General features: G+C 65.3%; 12 protein-coding genes. 3 read left to right on the top strand and 9 right to left on the bottom strand.

Annotated elements, in window-relative coordinates; translation table 11 throughout:
• Nucleotides 1–60: 60 nt before the first annotated feature.
• A complete protein-coding gene (locus tag VHN57_RS03995) occupies nucleotides 61–546 on the top strand; it encodes an Lrp/AsnC family transcriptional regulator (protein ID WP_004211443.1) in 486 nt (161 codons plus the stop codon).
• On the opposite strand, the gene VHN57_RS03990 is transcribed toward VHN57_RS03995, so the two are convergent.
• The 9 genes from VHN57_RS03990 to VHN57_RS03950 form a co-directional block, all read right to left on the bottom strand.
• Nucleotides 543–746, bottom strand: a complete 204-nt coding sequence (locus tag VHN57_RS03990) for a hypothetical protein (RefSeq protein WP_010337253.1) — start codon at nucleotides 744–746, stop codon at nucleotides 543–545. The genes VHN57_RS03995 and VHN57_RS03990 overlap by 4 nt on opposite strands.
• Before the next feature lie 76 nt (nucleotides 747–822).
• Complete coding sequence (locus tag VHN57_RS03985; RefSeq protein WP_278985638.1) at nucleotides 823–2,052, bottom strand: SGNH/GDSL hydrolase family protein; 1,230 nt, start codon at nucleotides 2,050–2,052, stop codon at nucleotides 823–825.
• A 390-nt stretch (nucleotides 2,053–2,442) separates the two neighbouring features.
• Nucleotides 2,443–5,307, bottom strand: a complete 2,865-nt coding sequence (locus tag VHN57_RS03980; protein WP_423282844.1) for a TonB-dependent receptor — start codon at nucleotides 5,305–5,307, stop codon at nucleotides 2,443–2,445.
• Between the two features lie 133 nt (nucleotides 5,308–5,440).
• The gene (gene galB / locus VHN57_RS03975) at nucleotides 5,441–8,122 is read right to left on the bottom strand and encodes a beta-galactosidase GalB (protein WP_278985639.1); all 2,682 of its coding nucleotides are present in this window, start codon (nucleotides 8,120–8,122) and stop codon (nucleotides 5,441–5,443) included.
• A gap of 11 nt (nucleotides 8,123–8,133) precedes the next feature.
• Complete coding sequence (locus VHN57_RS03970; RefSeq protein ID WP_423282842.1) at nucleotides 8,134–9,594, bottom strand: mannitol dehydrogenase family protein; 1,461 nt, start codon at nucleotides 9,592–9,594, stop codon at nucleotides 8,134–8,136.
• Nucleotides 9,595–9,598: 4 nt separating this feature from the next.
• A complete protein-coding gene (locus VHN57_RS03965) occupies nucleotides 9,599–10,873 on the bottom strand; it encodes an MFS transporter (RefSeq protein WP_017502191.1) in 1,275 nt (424 codons plus the stop codon).
• A 138-nt stretch (nucleotides 10,874–11,011) separates the two neighbouring features.
• Nucleotides 11,012–12,223: a D-mannonate dehydratase ManD gene (gene manD, locus VHN57_RS03960; RefSeq protein WP_136187742.1), complete on the bottom strand. Its 1,212-nt coding sequence runs from the start codon at nucleotides 12,221–12,223 to the stop codon at nucleotides 11,012–11,014.
• Nucleotides 12,224–12,309: 86 nt separating this feature from the next.
• Nucleotides 12,310–14,688, bottom strand: a complete 2,379-nt coding sequence (locus tag VHN57_RS03955; protein WP_278985641.1) for a glycoside hydrolase family 3 N-terminal domain-containing protein — start codon at nucleotides 14,686–14,688, stop codon at nucleotides 12,310–12,312.
• A 3-nt stretch (nucleotides 14,689–14,691) separates the two neighbouring features.
• Nucleotides 14,692–17,016 (bottom strand): glycoside hydrolase family 3 N-terminal domain-containing protein, encoded by a 2,325-nt coding sequence (locus tag VHN57_RS03950; RefSeq protein ID WP_278985644.1) that lies wholly within the window; start codon nucleotides 17,014–17,016, stop codon nucleotides 14,692–14,694.
• Nucleotides 17,017–17,219: 203 nt separating this feature from the next.
• Between VHN57_RS03950 and VHN57_RS03945 the strand changes: the two genes are divergently transcribed.
• Both VHN57_RS03945 and VHN57_RS03940 read left to right on the top strand, forming a co-directional pair.
• Entirely contained in the window at nucleotides 17,220–19,364 is a 2,145-nt protein-coding gene (locus tag VHN57_RS03945) for an alpha-glucuronidase family glycosyl hydrolase (protein ID WP_278985642.1), read from the top strand.
• A 74-nt stretch (nucleotides 19,365–19,438) separates the two neighbouring features.
• Nucleotides 19,439–20,512 carry a LacI family DNA-binding transcriptional regulator gene (locus tag VHN57_RS03940; RefSeq protein WP_017503410.1) on the top strand — a complete coding sequence of 358 codons (1,074 nt, stop codon included), beginning with the start codon at nucleotides 19,439–19,441 and terminating at the stop codon, nucleotides 20,510–20,512.
• Nucleotides 20,513–20,708 lie beyond the last annotated feature (196 nt).

Raw genomic sequence — 20,708 nt, 5'->3', positions numbered from 1 at the left:
TATGAATGCCCCGATAAATGCCAAAGTGACTTATTAATGGCGGCATGATAGGCAAATTGCATGAGCAACAAGCCTGCCATGGTCGAAATGGATGAGTTCGACCGCCGTATCATCGCCGCGCTGGTCGAGGATGGCCGCATGACCGTGACCGATCTGGCCGCCAGCGTCGGCCTGTCCAAGACGCCCTGCCAGGTGCGGTTGAAGCGGTTGCAGGAGAGTGGCGTCATTCGCGGCTTTCGCGCGATCGTCGATCCGGCCAAGCTGGGGATGGACCATGTCGCCTTTACCGAGGTGAAGCTGAGCGACACGCGGGAGAGCGCGCTGCGCGAGTTCAATGCGGCGGTAAGGCGCATCCCGGAGGTCGAGGAATGCCATATGCTGGCGAGCAATTTCGACTATCTGCTCAAGGTCCGCACGTCCGACATCCGCCGCTATCGCATGGTGCTGGGCGAGAAGATTTCCGCCCTGCCCCACGTCGCCAGCACATCGACCTTCGTGGCGATGGAGACGGTGCTGGAATCCGGCAGCAAGCGGCCGCGCCGTTAACGCGGGACCGAAGCCCCTTCCACCCGGATGCCGCGCCGCTGAAGTTCGGCTCGCGCCGCCTTCTGATGCGGGGTCAGCCGCTGATAGTCGGTGGTCGAACGCCAGATCTCCAGCACGTCCTGATCGCTGCGAAACGCGACGTCAGCCTCTGCATTGGCATAGTCCTGCAGACGATATTTCCTCGGCGCTTTTTCGATCACCCGTCATCCCTTTCGCGGGAGACGTAGCGGATTTTACGTAAAAGCCGCGTGATGGCGATCACGCGGTTAAGGCATGTTAATCAAACAGGGCCAGCGGCACGGCGTCGCCCATAGCGCGATAGCCGGCCGGATTGGGATGGAGCGCATCGCCGCCATCATAAGCGGGCAGCAGCCGGTCGGGGCGCGCGGGATCGCGGGTGGCGCGGTCGAAATCGACCAGCCCGTCGAAATGACCCGGCGTGCGTATCCAGGCATTGACCGCCTGCCGGTCCGCCTCATTCTGGGCATCGGCATGATAATAATCGTTGCCGACGAAGGGCATGATGGTAGCGCCGATCACCTTGATCCCGCGCGCATGGGCGCGGGCGATGATCTGGCGATAGGCGCCGATGATGCGGGCGACATGGGCCTTGTGGTCCTCGCCACTGACGGGCGCATCGCGGGTCAGGGTGCCAAGATCATTGACCCCTTCCAGCAGGATCAGGTGGGTGACGCCGGGCTGGGCCAGCACATCGCGGTCGAGCCGGGCGAGCGCATTGGGGCCAAGCCCGTCATTCAGCAGCCGGTTGCCGCCGATCCCCTGATTGACGACGGCGATGTCGCGGCGCTTGGGGTCCGCCTGCAACCGCTGGGCGAGCCGGTCGGTCCAGCGATCATTGCCGTTGGTGGTCGAACCCTTGCCATCGGTGATGGAGTCGCCCAGCGCCACAACCAGCCGTGCGGGCGCGCAGCGCTCGACCTCCAGCGCGGCTAGATTGAACCAATGGTCGAAACTCGACGCCCCTGCCATCACCGTGTCGGTCAGATGATCGCCGGGCAGATGCCAGGAGGTGGCGCGTGAGCCGGGATGCGATGTCTGTTCCGGTTCGCCCTGATAGCGGATGGTGACGGCGATATTGTCGAGCGCGGCAACCGGGAGCGATACCGGGTCGGAGAGATAATCGGCACCCGCGGGCACGGTCAGGTCCGGGCTGCCATCGAAGCGCAGCGAAATGAGCGTGCCGGGATCGATCGCCGGCGATGAGCTGGTAGTGGCACGGGCGATGCTGACGCCGGCAATATGGAGCGGCGCCGTGCCGGCGAGGTTGGAGATGCGCACCCGCAGCCGTTCGCCGGCGATCGAGGGGCGGACGATCTGGCGCAGCGACTGGTCCTTGAGCGTGCCGGCGGGCAGCGCGGCGTCGCCGGTCGGGCGGAATTGCGAGGAGGCCCAGCCCGACACCCAGGTCGGCGTGCAGGTCTTTGCCATGGCGGGCTGGGCCAGCAGCAGGGCCAGCGGCAGGCTGGCGAACAAGGGGCGGATCATCGGCTTCCTTTCGGTCGGGGATGGCGAGCAGCACGTCCCCCAAATGGGCATATGAGGGTCACACTATCGAAGTTCACAGTGTCGTGCGGCAGGCGTTGACGCATTTCCGCGCCTTTCCGGGCCGGCCGCGACCTGCGACGCGCCGGTGACGCGACACCAGGGTCACGGCCACGCGCCAGTGACGCACCCATGAGGCGACAGGGACGCGACGACCGGGTCACGACAAGGTCATGGCAAAGGGATCAGCGAGGACGGGTTCATGGCCAAGGGTAGACCAAATATCCTCCAACATTGGAAGGCCCTGCCCTACGCCGAACCGCGCTCCCAACGACTCCCAAGAAAAAGGGCCGGCGTTGCCGCCGGCCCTGTCAGTGCATCCCTGGGGGAGGATCAGAAGTTGGCCCGGATACCGGCCAGCACGGTGCGGCCGGGATAATAGACAGAATAGGCCGCGTTCGAATATTCGAAGGTGGTGCGGATCGGCTCGTCGGTGATGTTCAGCACATCGAGCGTCAGGCGCAGCGCCTTGTTGAAGAAGGGCAGCTGATAGCCGGCCGACATGTCGAGCTGGCCACGGGCGTCGGACTTGAGGTCGGCGCCGTTGATGCCGTTCTGCGGACCGTTCACGGCGATCGCCTCGTCATTCCAGACATAGTTCACGCTGACCGACAGACCGCCATTTTCATAGAAGCCCTGCAGGTTGTAGCTCCAGGGCGACACGCCGGTCGCGACCAGACCCGACGAGGAGGACTGCTTGAGATAGGTGCCGTTGGCCGAGAAGCCGAGGCCCTTCACCAGGAAGTCGAGCGGCTGCACCCAGGTCGCTTCGATACCCTTGATCTTGAGATCGCGCAGGTTGACCGGACGGTTCACGGTGATCGGCAGCTGAGCGACCGGGATGCCGGTCTGGAGCGACCGGTCGTTGAGGGCGTTCTGCTGCGTCGAGATCAGGCTGTCGAACGGAATGTTGAGCGACCCGAAGGCAACCTGTTCGGAGGTGGTGACGGTGAAGCCCTGGATATTCTTCATGAACAGCGACACGCCGACATAACCGATGCCGCCGGTGTAGATTTCGCCGCCCAGGTCATAATTGTCCGAGGTGTAGGGCTTGAGGTTCGGGTTGCCCGCCGTGGCGGTCAGCGCCGAAGGATCGGAGAAGGTGATGCCCGGCAGGATCGCGCCGGCATCCGGGCGGGTCATCGTCCGCGAGGCCGACGCACGCAGCTTCACATTGTCGGCGACATCATAGGTCAGGTTGATCGACGGCAGGAAATTCTCGTAGGTCGAGGACGAGGTGATGTCGACGATCTCCGTGCCGACCTGGCTCGGCCCGACGACCAGCTGGTCGGTGTGGGCGTAGCGCATGCCGGTGTTGATGTGCAGGTCGCGGCCGGCAATGGTGGTGACGCCGTTCAGTTCGAAATAGGCACCCCAGACCTTTTCATCCATGTCGCCGGTCGCACCGCCGGTGACAGCACCGCGTGCTTCGGGCGCGCTGTCGCGATAGCTGGCATAGTTGGTGGCCTGCTTGAGCGCATCGAAGTCCGGCACGATGAAGCCGGCGGTCGAGGAGCTGCGCAGATATTGGGCGATGGCGCTGGTCGGCACGGTGCCGGCGGCGCCGGTGCAGCCAGTGCCGCAGACCGACAGCTGATAGGCGGTGCTGTTGTCATAGGCGCGGATCGACCGGGTCGCCTGATCATAGGCGCCGCCGACCTTCACGTTGAACATGTCATCGCCATAGGTCACGTCGAGATGCGCGCCCTTGGTCTCGGTCTTGCGACGGACCAGCTGGATATTCTGGCGATACCATTGCCAGCTGCCATTGTTGGGATCGTTGAGGTCGAGATTGCTGGTGATCGACGGATAGTCGCCACCGGTATTGTCATAATAGGTTTCGACGCCCGACTGCGGCGTGGTCTGGAAGGCCCAGGTCGGCTGTTCGCGGAAGAAGCGGCTCTTCGACCAGTTGGCGCTGAGGTCGACCTTCAGATCCTCGGTCGGCTGCCAGCTGACGCTCGGGTTGACGTTCCAGAATTTGGTCGTCTGCTTGAACAGGCTGGCTTCGAGGAAATAGGAGGAGTTGGCGAAGGTGCCGCTGGTGACGACGCCATTGTCATCGACGGTCAGGTCGATCGGCACCATGCCACCGGTCGACTGGGCGCTGGTGCCCGGCCCCGAGTTGCGGACCTGCCAGTTCATGTTGACCTTGCTGTAGTCGCGCTTGGACTTGGCCCAGATGCCGTCCAGGGCGAAATGCAGCTCATCCGACGGGCGCCATTCGAGCGAGGCCAGCGCCGAGATGCGCGAGCGATCGCCTTCGGTCAGGCTCTTGCGGCCGAGACGCGGGATCAGCGCGGTGCTGAGCTGGTCGCGGGTGAGGCCCGACGTGGCGACGACATCGACCGGCTGGCCGGCGACCAGGCCATGGCCGGTATTGTTGGGAACGACCGAGGCCCAGGAGAAATTATTGCCGCCGGCGTCGCCGGTGCCGAGATTACCGTCGGTCCAGCCGACCGATTCAAAGCCATCGACGCGGGTCTTGGTCTTCACGCCGGCAACGCCGACGAGGATGCCGAACGTGTCAGTGGTGTGGCTGGCGACGATCGCGCCGCGCGGGCTGAACTTGTCGTTATTGTCGGTATATTGGCCCTGCGCCACGACGGTGACATGGGTGCCTTCCTTGTCGAAGGGACGGGCGTTGCGCAGGTTGACGGTGCCGGCGATGCCGCCTTCGAGCGTCGAGGGCGACGGGCTCTTGGCGAGGTCGAGGCGGGTGAAGAGTTCCGACGGGAAGAAGTCGAGATCGACTTCGCGGTTGGCGCTGCCGCCGTTGGTGCCGCCATCCGATGCGACCTGAAGCTGCGAACCGTTGAGCAGCACGCGAGTGAAGCTGGGGCCAAGGCCGCGGATCGCGACCTGGGTGCCTTCACCGTTGATGTCGCGGTTGAGGCGCACGCCGGGCATGCGGTTCAACGTTTCAGCGAGGTTGGTGGCGGGCAGCTTGCCGATATCTTCCGCGAAGATCGAGTCGCCGAAGGCAACCGCATTCTTCTTGGCGTTGGTGGCGCTTTCCAGCGAGGCGCGGATACCGGTGACGACGATGTCGGCGGTTTCGCTGTCCTGCGGCGCGGCGGCGGTTTCGGCCGGTGCGGCGGCATCCTGCGCAGCGGCGGCCTGGGCCAGGCCCAGCGCACCGAAGGCGGATGCGGCGAACAGGGCCGCACGGATATTATGATGGCGTGAAACGTTCATACAACCTCTCCCCGAGCGCTGCCCCCGACTATCCGGTGGGCGTATCTGGTAGCGCTATCAGATGCAGACCAATAAAGTGCCCGTCCCAATTGTCAAGATATGGGACGGGCGAAAATGGTAACGTTATTAATTTTCAGCGGACTGTGGCATTTGTGCTGATGACGGCCTGCGCCGCGGTCAGGCCCGGTGCGCTGGCGCGGACGGTTACCCGCCCCTTCTCGCCCGGCTTGGCCTTCACGATCACTAGCGCCAAGCCGTTGAAAGCCTTGCGATCATGCGACGGAAAGGCGGTCAGATCGGTCGGGTCGCCATTGTCGGTGGCAATGATCTCGCCCGGTCCCTCGATCGAGAAGCGGATGTCCTGCTTGGCGGCAGGGACGACATTGCCGTCCTTGTCGAGGATCTTGAGCGTGACGAAACTGAGGTCACGACCGTCATCGGCGATGGCGCTGCGATCGGCGGTCAGCGACAGTTTCGCCGCCTCGCCCACGGTGCGGATCGTCTCGGTCGCCCAGGGCTGGCCCTTCTTCCAGGTGACGACCTTCACCTCGCCCGGTTCATAGACGACATAGTCCCAGCGGAAGCGATATTCATAATCGCGCTTCTTGACCTTGCCCTGCGACTTGCCGTTGACGAACAGTTCCGCCTCGTCGGCCGAGGAGAAGACATGGACGGGCGTGATCTGGCCGACGCGGTCGGGCCAGGTCCAGTGCGGCAGGATATGCGCGAATTTGAGGTCCGGCCGCCAGCGCGCCTGGTAGAGCCAGAAGCGGTCCTTGGGGAAACCGGCGAGATCGAGGATGCCGGAATAGCTGCTGCGCGACGTGTAATAGGGGGTCGGTTCGCCGAGATAGTCGAAGCCGGTCCAGACGAACTCGCCCGCGACATAGGGGTTCTGGTCATCGGCGGCCCAGACCCGGTCGGGCGAGGAGCCGAAATCGGCGGCATGCATCTCATAGGCCGACACCTGATGCGTGTCGGGATTGCCGCCCGACCAGGGACGGACCGGGCCGCTGATCGCGCCGGCGACCGGGAACATATATTCGCCGCGGCTGGAAAGGGCCGAGGCGCTTTCGGTGGACAGGATGAGCTTGTCCGGGAATTTCGCGCGGAAGGCGGGATATTGGCCGACGATGCCGCGAATGCCGGCGCCCTGATAATTGAGGCTGATGACGTCCACGGTGGTCGGCAGCAGCATGTCCGCCTTGGCATAGTTCATCGCGCTGGTGGCGGGACGGGTCGGGTCTTCCTGATGGGCGATGGCGACCAGTTCGCGGCCGATCTTCGCCCCCGCCTCGCCATCATATTGTTCGCCAACCTCGTTGCCGATGCTCCAGATGATGATCGAGGGATGGTTGCGGTCGCGGCGCAGCATGGCGCGCGCATCGGCCTCATGCCAATCCGGGAAGATCAGGTGGAAGTCGTGCGGGGTCTTCTTCTTCTCCCAGCTGTCGAACACCTCGTCCATCACCAGGAAGCCCATGCGGTCGGTGAGTTCGAGCAGTTCGGGCGCGGGCGGATTATGGCTCATGCGCACGGCGTTGGTGCCCATGTCGCGCAATATTTCGAGCTGGCGCTCGGCCGCGCGGGCGTTGAAGGCGGCGCCGATCGCGCCGAGATCATGATGATTGTTGACGCCGCGCAGCGGGATCTGCTCGCCATTGACGATCACGCCCTTGTCGGGATCGAACTTGATGTCGCGCACGCCGAAGCGGGTCTCGTAGCTGTCGATCAGCTTGCCGCCCTGGGTCACGGTGGAGACGGCGACATAGCGGTTGGGCGCCTGCGTCGGCGGCGGCCCCCAGAGGCGCGGGTTGCTGAGGATCGTGCTGCCCTTCAGCTCCGCCTTGCCATGGGGAGCAATGCTGGTGGACTGGCGGGCGATGCTGGCGACCGGGCGGCCGACGCGCTTGCCAGTCGCGTCGATCGCATAGAGGGCAGTCGCCACCTCGACCTGCGCCGGGGTGTCGCCGTCATTGTCGAGGGTGAGGCTGAGGTCCACGCTGGCCTGCGCCTTGCTGACCTGCGGCGTGCGGACGATACTGCCCCACTGGCCGACATGGACCTTGTTGGTGGTGGTGAGATAGATGTCGCGATAGAGGCCGCCGCCCGGATACCAGCGCGCCGACGCCTGGGGATTGTCGAGCCGGATCACCAGCTGGTTCTGCCCGCCCGGCACCGCATAGGGGGTAAGGTCGAGGCGGAAGCTGTTATAGCCATAGGGCCAGCCGCCGACGAGCCGACCATTCAGCCAGACGGTGGCGTAGGACATCGCCCCTTCGACATCGAGGAAGATCGACTTGCCCTTGTCGCTGGCGGGGATGGTCAGCGCCTTGCGATACCAGCCAATGCCCCAGCTGGGCAGGCGGCCCATGCCGCCATAGGGGCCGTCCTTGATGAAGGGGCCAGCGATCGCCCAGTCGTGCGGCAGGTCGACATGGGTCCAGCCGCTGTCGTCGAAGCCGGGCTGGACATAGGAGACGGTGCCGCCCGGATTGCCGGCGGGACGGGTGTGATGTTTGGCGGGATCGGCGATGAAGGGATTGGCGCTGGGCAATATCCAGGGCTTGAGCACCCGCGCGCCGCTGTCGTCCACCTGCACCGCCGCGTCGGGACGGGCGTCGGCCACCTTGCCGTCGCCGGCATCCTCGATCGGCGGACGGACATCATAGCGCAAATCCTCGGTCAGGCCGGCGGGATCGCCCTTGGTGAAGCGCCAGTCGCGGCTGATCGAGACGCTGTCGCGCGGCGCGGCCAGCAGCGTCGTGGGGCTGAGCAGGCAGGTGGCGAGCAGGATGGTGCGCAGGGTCTTCATCAGGGGCTCCGTCAGAGCTGGGCGAGCGCGGCGCGGGCGCCGTCGGCTTCGAGGATGGCGAGCCAGCGGATCAGCGCGGCGCGGAAGGCGGCATTGCCGGCAAGGTCGGCGGGCACCACGGCGTCGAAGGCGAGGATCGCGTCGACCCGTGCTGGCGTAGAGGATGCACCGGCCAGCCGGGCGGCGATGGCGGCGGCGAGCGGATCATCGACGACATGCGCTTCGCCCCGGTCATCAACGCCGGCCTGCCAGCGGACCCAGGCGGCGACGGCGAGCGACAGGGCATCGATCCCCTGCCCTGCCGACAGCCGCGCGGCGATGGTGGCGAGCAGGCGCTGGGGCAGCTTTTGCGATCCGTCCATCGCGATCTGGCGAGTGCGATGCTGCAGGGTCGGATTGTCGAAACGCGCCATCAGCTCGCGGCGATAGGCGGCGACGTCCAGTTCGGGCGGCGGCGACAGGGTGGTCTGCGCCTCGTCCCACAGGGTTTCGACAAAATGCCGGGCTTCGGGCAGCGCGAGCACTTCATGGACATGGTCGATGCCGGCGAGGCCGCCGAGATAGGCGATGCCGCTATGCGCGCCGTTGAGCAGGCGCAGCTTCGCCTCCTCCCAGGGGGCGACGGCGGCGGTCACCTGAACCCCGGCGCCGAAATCCGGGCGCGGACCGCAGAATTTATCCTCGATCACCCATTGCAGGAAGGGTTCGGTCTTGACCATGGCCTGATCCTCGACGCCGAGCCGGCCGGCGAGCGCGGCGATGTCGGCGTCAGTGGTGGCGGGGACGATGCGGTCGACCATGGTTTCGGGGAAGGCCCCTTCTGCCGCGATCCAGTCGGCCAGCGCCGGATCGTGCCGGGCAGCGAGCGCCAGCACGGCGTTGCGCAGCCGGGTGCCATTGTGCGGCAGATTGTCGCAGCTGATCGCGGTAAAGGGCGGCAGGCCCGCGGCCCGGCGCGCGGCGAGCGCGGCGACGAGGAAGCCGGGCGCGGCCTGTGGCGCGGCGAGCGAGGCGAGGTCGGCGGCGAGCTGGGGATCGCCCTCGATCAGGGCGCCGGTCGCAGGGTCGAGCTTATAGCCCTTCTCGGTCACGGTGAGGGTGACGATATGGGTGTCGGGCGCGGCGAGCGCGGCGACCAATGCGGCCGGGTCTTCCGGGGCGACCAGTACCTGGCTGACCACGCCGATGATGCGCGCCTGCTCGGCCGAACCATCGCGCACCAGCATGGTGTAGAGGCAATCCTGCGGCATCATCTGGTCGCGCACGCCGGGCGACCGCAGCGACGCGGCGATCACGCCCCAGCGCAGGTCGCCGGCGGTCAGGGCATCATCGAAGATGACCGCCTGGTGCGCGCGGTTGAAGGCGCCGATGCCGAGATGGACGACGCCGGGACGGACCGCCGCGCGATCATAGCCGGGACGGACGATATCGGCGGGCAGGCCGGCGAGCGTGGCGGACGATAGACGGGTCACAGGATCAGGCAGCCTCTTGCGAGAGAGTCACGGGCGCATAGCGCGGGACGATAAGGTGCAGCACCAGCAGCGCCAGCAGATAGGCACAGGATGCGACGATGAAGATCGGCTGGAAGCTGCCGACGGTTTCCAGGATGATGCCGGCGAACTTGGCCATCAGCATGCCGCCGATCGCGCCGGCCAGCCCGCCAAGGCCGACCACCGACCCCGCCATCCAGCGCGGAAAGAGATCGCCCGGCAGCGCATAGACATTGGCCGAGAAGCCCTGATGCCCGGCGCAGGCGAGGCCGATCAGGCCGACCGCAATCCACATGCTGGGCGCCTGCGCAGCGAAGGCGATCGGCAGGGCGCAAAGCCCGGCGCAGAACATCGCCGTCTTGCGGGCGCGATTGATGGCCATGCCCCGGCCCATCAGGCGCGACGACAGCCAGCCGCCCGCGACCGAACCGACATCGGCAAGCAGATAGACGGCGATCAGCGGCGGGCCGAAGTCCAGCATCTTCACGCCATATTGCTTGTTGAAGAAATCGGGCAGCCAGAAGAGGAAGGTCCACCAGACCGGATCGATCAGGAAGCGCGAGGTCATATAGGCCCAGGTCTGGCGATAGCGGAACAGGGTGCGCCACTTGACCGGGCGGGCCGGTTCCTGCGGGTCCGCCTCGATCCAGGCCAGTTCCTCGGCGCTCAGCCCCTTCTTCTCGCGCGGGCGACGGTAGAAGCCCAGCCAGGCGGCGAGCCAGAAGACCGTCAGCAGGCCGGTGAGGATGAAGGCCCAGCGCCAGCCCAGCGTCACGGCGATGACCGGGACGATCAGCGGCGTCAGGATCGCACCGACATTGGAGCCGGCATTGAAGATGCCGATGGCGAAGGCCCGTTCCTTCTTGGGGAACCATTCATTGGTGGCGGCGATCGCCGCCGGGAAGGTGCCGGCCTCGCCGATCGCCAGCGGAATGCGGGCGAACAGCATGCCGGCGGTCGAGGTGAAGAAGATGTGCATGACATGGCCGACGGTCCACAGGCCGACCGCCAGCGCATAGCCGGCCCGCGCGCCGATCCGGTCGATCAGCCGGCCGAAGGCGACATAGGCGATGCCGTATCCGGCCTGGAACCAGATGGCGAGATCGGCATAGCCGCTCTCGCTCCAGCCATAGCGGGCCTGCAGATCGGGCTTGAGCGTCGGCAGGACAAGCCGGTCGATATAGCTCAGCACCACCGCCGCAAAGAGCAGGCCGCAGACGATCCAGCGGACCTTTCCGGACGGTTTGGGAATCGTGGTCATTGGCCACTCCGACAATGTTTCGTCATTCCCGCGAACGCGGGAATCCACCTCCGGACCTCGCGATTGGGGCTATGACAGGAGATGGATCCCCGCTTTCGCGGGGATGACGGAGTGGAGTGGCCAAAGCAGGTCAAGCGATCACCAGTTGAACATGGTGCCGTCTTCGAGCCGGTTCACCGGCAGGAAGGCGCGATTATATTCATATTTCGCTGCCAGTTCCTCGTCGATGTCGACGCCCAGGCCCGGCTTGTCGCCCGGATGCATGGCGCCGTTTTCGAATGTATAGGCATGGGGGAAGACCGCATCGGTCTCGGGCGTGTGGCGCATATATTCCTGCACCCCGAAATTGGGCACCGACAGGTCGAAGTGCAGCGCAGCGGCCATGCAGACCGGCGACAGGTCGGTTGCACCGTGGCAGCCGGTGCGGACCTGATAGAGATCGGCGAGGTTGGCGATCTTGCGCAGATGGCTGATGCCGCCGGCATGGACCACAGTGGCGCGGATATAGTCGATCAGCTGGTTCTGGATCAGTTCGCGGCAATCATGGATCGAGTTGAAGATCTCGCCCACGGCCAGCGGCGTGGTGGTGTGCTGGCGGATCAGCTTGAACGCATCCTGATTTTCAGCAGGCGTCGCATCTTCCAGCCAGAAGGGGCGATATTGTTCCAGATCCTTGCCCAGACGCCCGGCCTCGATCGGGGTCAGGCGATGATGGATGTCGTGCAGCAGATGCACGTCCCAGCCCAGCGCTTCGCGCGCGGCCTTGAACAGTTCCGGCACGACGCGCAGATATTTGCTGGTGTTCCAGACATTTTCGGTCGGCAGGTCGGCGTCGGCGGGTTCGTAGAAATATTTGTCCTTCGACACGCCATAGGTCGACGCCATGCCGGGGACGCCGCACTGGATGCGGATCGCCTTGTAGCCCTGGGCCTGATATTCCAGCGCAACCTTGACCGTATCCTCGATCGTCGTGCCATTGGCATGGCCATAGACCATGACGCTTTCGCGGCTGGCGCCACCGAGTAGCTGATAGACCGGCAGGCCGGCAATCTTGCCCTTGATGTCCCAGAGCGCGGTGTCAACGGCGGCGATGGCCGACATCGTCACCGGGCCGCGGCGCCAATAGGCGCCCTTGTAGAGATATTGCCAGATATCCTCGATCTGGTGCGCGTCCCGGCCGATCAGGCAGGGAATGACATGGTCCTGCAGATAGGAGGCGACGGAGAGTTCGCGGCCGTTGAGGGTCGCATCGCCCAGACCATAGACGCCCTCTTCGGTTTCGATCTTGAGGGTGACGAAATTGCGGCCAGGGCAGGTAACAATGACCTTGGCGCCGGTAATCTTGGGCATGGATGCTCCCCTAAAACTGGTATGACCAATCATGGCCATAGGCGATAATCAAAATTCCTTCAACGATATTGGTCAGGCCAATACCGTCAGGCGATTTCCAATGTGACGGTCTGAAGCGTGGCGCTGTCCGGCCCGACCATGATGTCGAACAGGCCGGGCTCGACCACCTCCTGCATGTCGAGATTCCACAGCGCGAAGGCTTCCGGGCCGATGGTCAGGCGCACGGTGCGGCTTTCGCCGGACGCCAGCGCGATCCGCTCGAAGCCCTTCAACTCCTTGAGCGGGCGGGTGACCGAGGCGGTCTGGTCATGGACATAGAGCTGCACCACCTCCTCGCCCGCGACATTGCCGACATTGCGGACATCGACCTCCACCGTCACGTCGCCGCCCACACCGATGCGGCTGGCCGACAGGCGCGGCGGGCCGAAGGCGAATTTGGTGTAGCTGAGGCCGAAGCCGAACGGGAAAAGCGGGCTGGCGTCGGCGAAGAGATAGCCGCGCCGCGAGGATGGCTTGCGGTTGTAGAAGATCGGGATCTGGCCGGCGTCGCGCGCGACGGTGACGGGCAGCTTGGCACCCGGATTGACGTCGCCGAACAATATGTCGGCCATGGCCGTGCCGCCCTCCTGCCCCGGATACCAGCATTCGATCAGCGCATTGGCGCCATCGACCACGGCCGGATAGCTGGGCGGGCGGCCGTTGATGGCGCACACCACCACCGGCTTTCCGGTCGCCTTCATTGCGGCGAACAGATCATTCTGCTCACCGACCAGATCGAGGCTGGTGCGATCGCCCAGATGGTTTTTGGCAAAGCCTTCGCGGCTGGTCTGTTCGGTGTCGCCGATGGCCAGCAGGATGATGTCGGCGGTCTTCGCGACCTCGACCGCTTCGGCGATCAGCTGGCGGTTCTTCGCCGGATCGGCCAGCAGCACTTCGTCCACCGAGCGATCCTCGCTCTGGGTGATGAAGACGCCCTGGGCATGGACGATGTCCGCCCGGTTGCCGAGCTTCGCCCTGATGCCATCGAGCAGCGAAACCGCCTGGCGCGGGATCGAGGAATAGCCGCCCAGCCGCGCGATCGCGGCATTGGGGCCGATCACGGCCACCTTGCGATGGGCGCCGGGCTTGAGCGGCAGGATACCGTCATTCTTCAGCAGAACGATCGACTTGTGCGCCGCCTTGAGCGCCAGAGCGCGCGCCTCCGCATTGCCGGTGAGCGCATCATAATCGGCGCGTGGCCAGGGATTTTCGAACAGGCCCGCGCGGAACTTGAGCGTCAACATCCGCGTGCAGGCGAGGTTGACGGCCTCAAGGGGCACTTTTCCGGCGCGGACCTGTTCGACGAGCGTGCGATAGGCCAGGCCATCGGGCAGCTCGCAATCGACCCCGGCGCGGAGCGCGGCACGGGCCGTCGCCTCCAGGTCGGGCTGGACATGGTGGATGGTGTCGAGTTCGGGGACGGCGCCATAATCGCTGACCACGGCACCATCGAAATGCCATTCGCCGCGCAAAATGTCGCCGAGCAGCCATTTATTCTGGTGACTGGGGACACCGTCAATCTCGTTATAGCTGGGCATGACGGCGGCGATGCCGGTGCGCTTCACCACCTGACGGAAGGGCGGGAAGAAATTCTCGCGCAGTTCGCGCTCGCTGATCGGCGCGGGCGCGATATTCTCGCCCGCCTGCGGCTGGCCATGGCCGGTCATATGCTTGAGCGTGGCCATGACCTTGTCCGGGCCGATCTGCTTGCCCTCCCCCTGCAGGCCCAGCACGGCGGCCACGCCCATCTCGCCGCAGAGATAGGGATCTTCGCCAAAGGTTTCCTCGATCCGGCCCCAGCGCGGGTCGCGGGCGATGTCGACCACCGGCGAAAGGGCGAGATGGATGCCGCGCGCGCGGACCTCCCGAGCGATAACCGACTGGACATCGGTCATCAGCTGGCGGTCGAAACTGCCGGCAAGGCCGATCGCCATCGGGAACATGGTGGCGTCGGTCGCCATGTAGCCGTGCAGCGATTCCTCGTGGAAGAGGATCGGGATGCCGAGGCGGGTGTCCTCTACCGCCCATTTCTGGACGGCGTTGATGAAGGCGACGGTATCGGCCGGAGTGCGCCAGCGCGCGCCGACGCCGCCGGCCTGGGTCGATCCATTGGGCGCGCCGCGCCGGTCGGACGGGCGGGTGATCTGACCGAAGCTGGCGGGATAGGCCTTGCTCGCCTTGGCAGGCGAGAAGGTGAGATCATCCATGATGTCGGCCTTGGTTGCCCAGAGCGCGATGATCTGGCCGACCTTTTCCTCCAGAGTCATGCGGCCGAGCAGGTCGCGCACGCGCAGGTCAATCGGGGCCGAAGCATCCTTGTAGAGCGGACCGCCCTTCCCCTTCGCCGCCAGTGGGGCGGCGGCGAGCGCGGAGGTAGAGGCGAGCAGGCCGAGCGCCTGGCGGCGGGCGAAACGGGTCGTCATCATGGCTTATTGCACCGTCAGGGTGGTGGACTGGAGCGCGACCGAGCTGTTGCCGGTCATGATCTCGAAATCGCCGGGTTCGACGACGCGGTGCATCTGGTCGTTCCACATCTGCAGCGCCTCGGGACCGACGCTGAAGGTGACGGTGCGGCTCTCGCCGGGTTTCAGCGTCACGCGCTGGAAGCCCTTCAACTCCTTGACCGGGCGGGTGACCGAGCTGACCTTGTCGCGGATATAGAGCTGGACGACCTCGTCCCCTTCCCGCGCGCCGGTGTTGCGGACATCGACCGAAACGCTGGTCTTGCCGCCGGTGCCGATCCTGGTGGCGGACAGGCGCGGCGCCGACAGGCTGAAGCTGGTGTAACTGAGGCCGAAGCCGAAGGGATAGAGCGGGTCGGTGGTATCGAACAGATAGCCGCGCCGGGCCGAGGGCTTCATATTGTAGAAGAGCGGCAACTGGCCGGCCGAACGCGGCACGGTGACGGGCAGCTTGCCGCCCGGATTGACGTCGCCGAACAGGATGTCGGCCACGGCATTGCCGCCCTGCTCGCCCAGATACCAGCCTTCGAGGATGGCGTTGGCCTGTTCGCTGACCTTCACCGTGGAAGCGGGACGGCCGTTGATGAGGACGACGGTGATCGGCTTGCCCAATGCCTTCAATGCATCGAACAGCTCCTGCTGCTCGCCGACCAGGTCGAGGCTAGGGCGGTCGCCCAGATGATTGTCGGCCCAGCCCTCGCGGCTCGACTGTTCGGTGTCGCCGAGCGTCAGGATGATGCGGTCGACATTGCGCGCCGCCTCGACCGCCTGGGCGATCAGCTTGCGATTTTCGGCCGGGTCCGACTTGGTAACGCTGTCGGCCCACCAATCGTCATCCTCGGTGATCTTGACGCCCTGGGCGAAGACGATGTTCGCCTTGGTGCCGACCCTCGCCTTGATCCCTTCGAGGATGGAGACGCTGTGCGGCGGCTGGCCATAATAGCCGCCCAGCCGCGCGACCGCCGCGCTGGGGCCGATCACCGCGATCGTGCCTTCGGGCTTCAACGGCAGCATGCCGTCATTCTTGAGCAGGGTGATGGAGCGCTGGGCCGCGGTGCGGGCAAGCGCGCGGGCATCTTCATTATTGGTGACCGCGGCGGCCGCATTGGCGTCGGCATAGGGATTTTCAAACAGGCCGGCGCGGAACTTCAGCTCCAGCATGCGCCGCACGGCGAGATCGACCTTCGCCTCGCTGACCTTGCCCTCGCGCACCAGCTTGCCGAGCGTGGCGTAGGAGAGGCCCTCGGGCAGGTCGGCGTCGACGCCGGCATCGAGCGCGCGCATCGCCGCCTCTTCCAGATTGGCGGCGATATGGTGGATGCTCATCAGCTGGTCGACGGCCGAATAATCGGAGACGACGGCGCCGCGAAAGCCCCACTCTTCCCGCAGGATATTTTCCAGCAGCCAGCGATTGGCGTGGCTGGGCACGCCGTCAATCTCGTTATAGCTGGCCATCACCGCCTCGATGCCGGTGCGCGTCACCACCTGTTCGAAGGGCGGGAAGAAATTCTCGCGCAGTTCGCGTTCCGACACCGGCGCCGGGCCGATATTGGTGCCGCTTTCGGGCTGGCCATGGCCGGTCAGATGCTTGAGCGTGGCGAAGACATGATTGGGCTGGAGCGTGCGCGAACGGCCAATACCCTGAAGCCCCTCCACCGCCGCAACGCCCATTTCGCCGACCAGATAGGGATCCTCGCCATAGGTTTCCTCAATCCGGCCCCAGCGCGGGTCACGGGCGATATCGACCACGGGCGAGAGCACCATCGGCACACCGCGCGCGCGAATTTCGCGGGCGATCACCTGATTGACCTGGCGCAGCATGGCCGGATCCCAGCTCGACGCCATGGCGATCGACTGGGGGAAGCTGGTCGCGCCGACGGCGGCATAGCCGTGCAGCCCTTCCTCATGGAACAGGATCGGGATGCCGAGCCGGGTCTGCGTCATCGCCCATTTCTGCAGGCCGTTGACCAGCGCCACGGTGCGGCGCAGATCGCGACCGGGCACGACGCGCGGGCTGAAACTGCCGCGCCCGTCCGACGGACGGGTGAAATGACCGATGCCGTTGGGGAAGGTCGGGCCGAGCTTGCTGGGGTCCAGTTCGCCCTGCGCGTCCAGCAGCTTCACCTTGTCGGTCCAGACGGTGGTGATCTGGGCGATCTTTTCATCCAGCGTCATGCGCGCCAGCAGATCATCGACGCGCGCCTCGATCGGGGCGGACGCATCCTTGTAGAGCGGGCGGGCCGACTGGCCGGTTGCCGGCGCCGCCGTAACGGGCGTGAGCGGCGCCGCCATCACCAGCGACAGCGCCGATGCTGCGCACAAAAACTGAACTGACCGGATCACGACGCCCCTCTCCAATTTTATCGCGGCTTTCCTTTTTGCTTGCCGCCGATCAACTGATAGCGTTACCATCACAACCCAAGAGCAGCTTGTCAATGCCACCGTTGGCAATGCGCACCAAAAAATTGCCTGCGGGCCAAGGGGGAGAGGACCGAATGTTTGCGCGCCTATTTTGCTGGATCATGGCCAGCGCCCTTTTGATCGGCGCGCCGCGCGCGCTGGCGGAAGACGGTTATGATCTGTGGCTGCGCAATGCGCCGGCCGACGCCGCCGGCGCCCAGCGGATCGGGGCCAACGCCCGCAGCATTGTCGGCGGGGCCAGCCCTACCCTGATGATCGCCCGGCGGGAATTGCAGCGCGGCATAGCCGGGCTGACCGGCGCCACCGTACCCCTGACAGCAACAGTGCAGCAAGGTGCGATCCTGCTGCAATCGGCCGCGCAGCAGGACAAGCCAGCGGTGCCTACCGACGGCCTAGGGCCTGACGGCTATGCGATTCGCACCATGACGATCGCGGGCAAGCCGGTAACGGTGATTGCCGGCGCAACCGATGTCGGCGTGCTGCACGGCGCCTATGCCTGGCTGCGGCTCGCCCGCACCGGCGCGGCGCTCGACCGGCTGGATATCCGCAGCGCGCCGCGCATCGGTCTGCGCCTGCTCAACCATTGGGACAATCTGGATGGCACGGTGGAGCGTGGCTATGCCGGCCAGTCGATCTGGGATTGGTGGCGCCTGCCCGATTATAAGGGGCCGCGCTATACCGACTATGCCCGCGCCAATGCCTCGCTGGGCATCAACGGCACGGTGCTCAACAATGTGAATGCGAAGTCGGACAGCCTGACCGCGGCCTATATCGCCAAGGCGGCGGCGCTGGCCGACCTGTTCCGCCCCTATGGCATCAAGGTCTATCTGTCGGTCAAATGGACCGCGCCGATGGAACTGGATGGCCTGAAAAGCGCCGATCCGCTCGACCCGGCGGTTGCCGCCTGGTGGAAGGCCAAGGCCGACGAGATCTACAAGGCGATCCCCGATTTCGGTGGATTCCTGGTGAAGGCGAACAGCGAGGGCCAGCCCGGCCCGCAGGATTACAAGCGCACCCATGCCGACGGCGCCAACATGCTGGCGGCTGCGGTCAAGCCGCATGGCGGCATCGTGATGTGGCGCGCCTTCGTCTATGCCCATGACAATCCCGACGATCGCGCCAAGCAGGCCTATAGCGACTTCAAGCCGCTCGACGGCCAGTTCGCCGACAATGTCATCGTCCAGGTGAAGAATGGCGCGATCGACTTCCAGCCGCGCGAACCCTTCCACCCGCTGTTCGGCGCGATGCCCAAGACGCCGCTGATGATGGAATTCCAGATCACCAAGGAATATCTGGGCCAGTCGACCCACCTTACCTATCTGGGCACGCTGTTCGAGGAGACGCTGAAGAGCGATACGCTGGCCAGGGGCAAGGGATCGACCGTCGCCAAGGTGATCGACGGATCGCTGGAAGGCCACAAGCTGACCGGCATCGCCGGGGTCGCCAATATCGGCGTCGACCGCGACTGGAGCGGGTCGATCTTCAACCAGGCAGACTGGTATGCGTTCGGTCGCATGGCGTGGGACACCGACCTGACCGCCGAGGCTGTCGCGCGCGAATGGGCGGCGCAGACCTTCTCCCCCGATCCCAGGGTGGTTGCACCGATCGTCGCGATGATGATGGGATCGCGCGAGGCGGCGGTCGATTATATGACGCCGCTGGGCCTCGCGCATATCATGGGCACTGGCCATCATTATGGCCCCGCCCCCTGGGTGTCCGAACTGGCGCGGCCCGAATGGAACCCGGTTTATTATCACAAGGCCGACAAGCAGGGCATCGGCTTTGACCGGACCAGGACGGGGAGCAATGCCACCGGCCAATATGCGCCGGCGCTGGCGAAGCTGCTCGACAATCCCAAGACCACGCCGGAGCGCGAGCTGCTGTGGTTCCATCATCTGCCCTGGGACTATCGCCTGCAATCGGGCGAGACGCTGTGGGATGGGCTGATCCACAATTATGACCGGGGTGTCGAAACGGTGGCAGCGATGCAGCGGGACTGGGCCAAGCTCAAGCCCCAGGTCGATGCCGAGCGCTTCGCGCAGGTCGAGACCTTCCTGGCGATCCAGCATCGCGAAGCGATATGGTGGCGCGACGCCTGCATCGCCTATTTCCAGTCGGTGTCCGGCCGCCCCCTGCCCGCCGGCAGCGCGGCGCCCGCCCATCCGCTCGACTGGTACAAGGCGCTGAGCTTCCCCTATGCGCCGGGGCATCCGAAATGAGATTTTACTTAAGCTTGCGCAATGATCCCGCTAGCAGAGAAGTTTAGTCCCATGTCGAAGGCCCCGAAAAACTGATGGAAGCCAGAAGTTCCCGCCGCCAGCGCAACGCGCCCACCATCAACGATGTGGCGAAACATGCCGGCGTGTCGCCGATGACGGTGTCGCGGGTGATCAATGGCGAACAGGTGGTGCGGGCGGCGACCAAGGAAAAGGTGGAGGCGGCGATCGCTGCGCTCAACTACTCCCCCAGCGCCGCCGCGCGCAGCCTGGCGGGCGGCGACGAGACGCGGATCGGCCTGCTCTATTCCAACCCGTCGGCATCCTATCTGTCGGAATTCCTGGTCGGCAGCCTCGACCAGTCGAGCCGCGCCGGCATCGACCTGGTCGTCGAGAAATGGGACGAGCAGACCGCGATCAAGGCGGTGGTCGACCATCTGGTGCGCGGCCGGATCGACGGCGTCGTGCTGCCGCCGCCGCTGTGCGACCATGAAGCGATGATCGATGCCCTGCGCGAGGCGGGCATCCCCGCCGTCGTGGTGGCGACCGGCCATGCGCCGGCCAGCCTGGCCGCGGTCAGCATCGACGACCGGGGCGCGGCCTATGAAATGACCCGGCACCTGATTGGCCTTGGCCATAACCGCATCGGCTTCATCAAGGGGCATCCGAACCTGAGCGCCAGCGAGGAACGTTATCAGGGCTATATCCGCGCGCTGGGCGAGGCCGGCATCGCGCTGGACGATGCGCTGGTGGAACAGGGTTTCTTCACCTACCGTTCCGGCCTGGACGCGGCCGAGCATATATTGGCGCGGGACAATCCGCCGACCGCCATCTTCGCCAGCAATGACGACATGGCCGCCGCGACGGTGGCGATCGCCCATCGCAACGGGCTGGACGTGCCGGGCGACCTTACCGTCTGCGGCTTCGACGACACCTCGCTCGCCACCACGATCTGGCCGGAACTGACCACCATCCGCCAGCCGATCAGCGCCATGTCGCGGGCGGCGGTCGACCTGCTGGTGCGCCATATCAAGGGCCGCCGCGCCCAGAGCGAGGATGGCCCGCCGCACATGCTGCTGGACTATGAACTGGTCCGCCGCCAGTCCGACGCGGCGCCGCGATTGCGCCCCAAGCACAAGGGCCGAAAATAGGAACGGCCGCGCTTAACTTCGCATATTTCCTGCACATTGCGACATTTTCGTGCGCACGTTGGAAATCTTCATGCGAGGATGGATGGTGCGCGGACGATGGGAAAGAGCCTTGGCCCGGTGTAGCAGGGTGTGCGGGGTGTAGGACAGGTTTGGGTGGTTAGGGGAACGGCGGCTTTCGACCGCAATCGTCGCTTAT

It is taken from the genome of Sphingobium salicis subsp. salicis (genome assembly GCF_049472635.1).
GTDB lineage: Bacteria > Pseudomonadota > Alphaproteobacteria > Sphingomonadales > Sphingomonadaceae > Sphingobium > Sphingobium yanoikuyae_A.
This window is presented reverse-complemented; position numbering and strand designations above follow the sequence as displayed.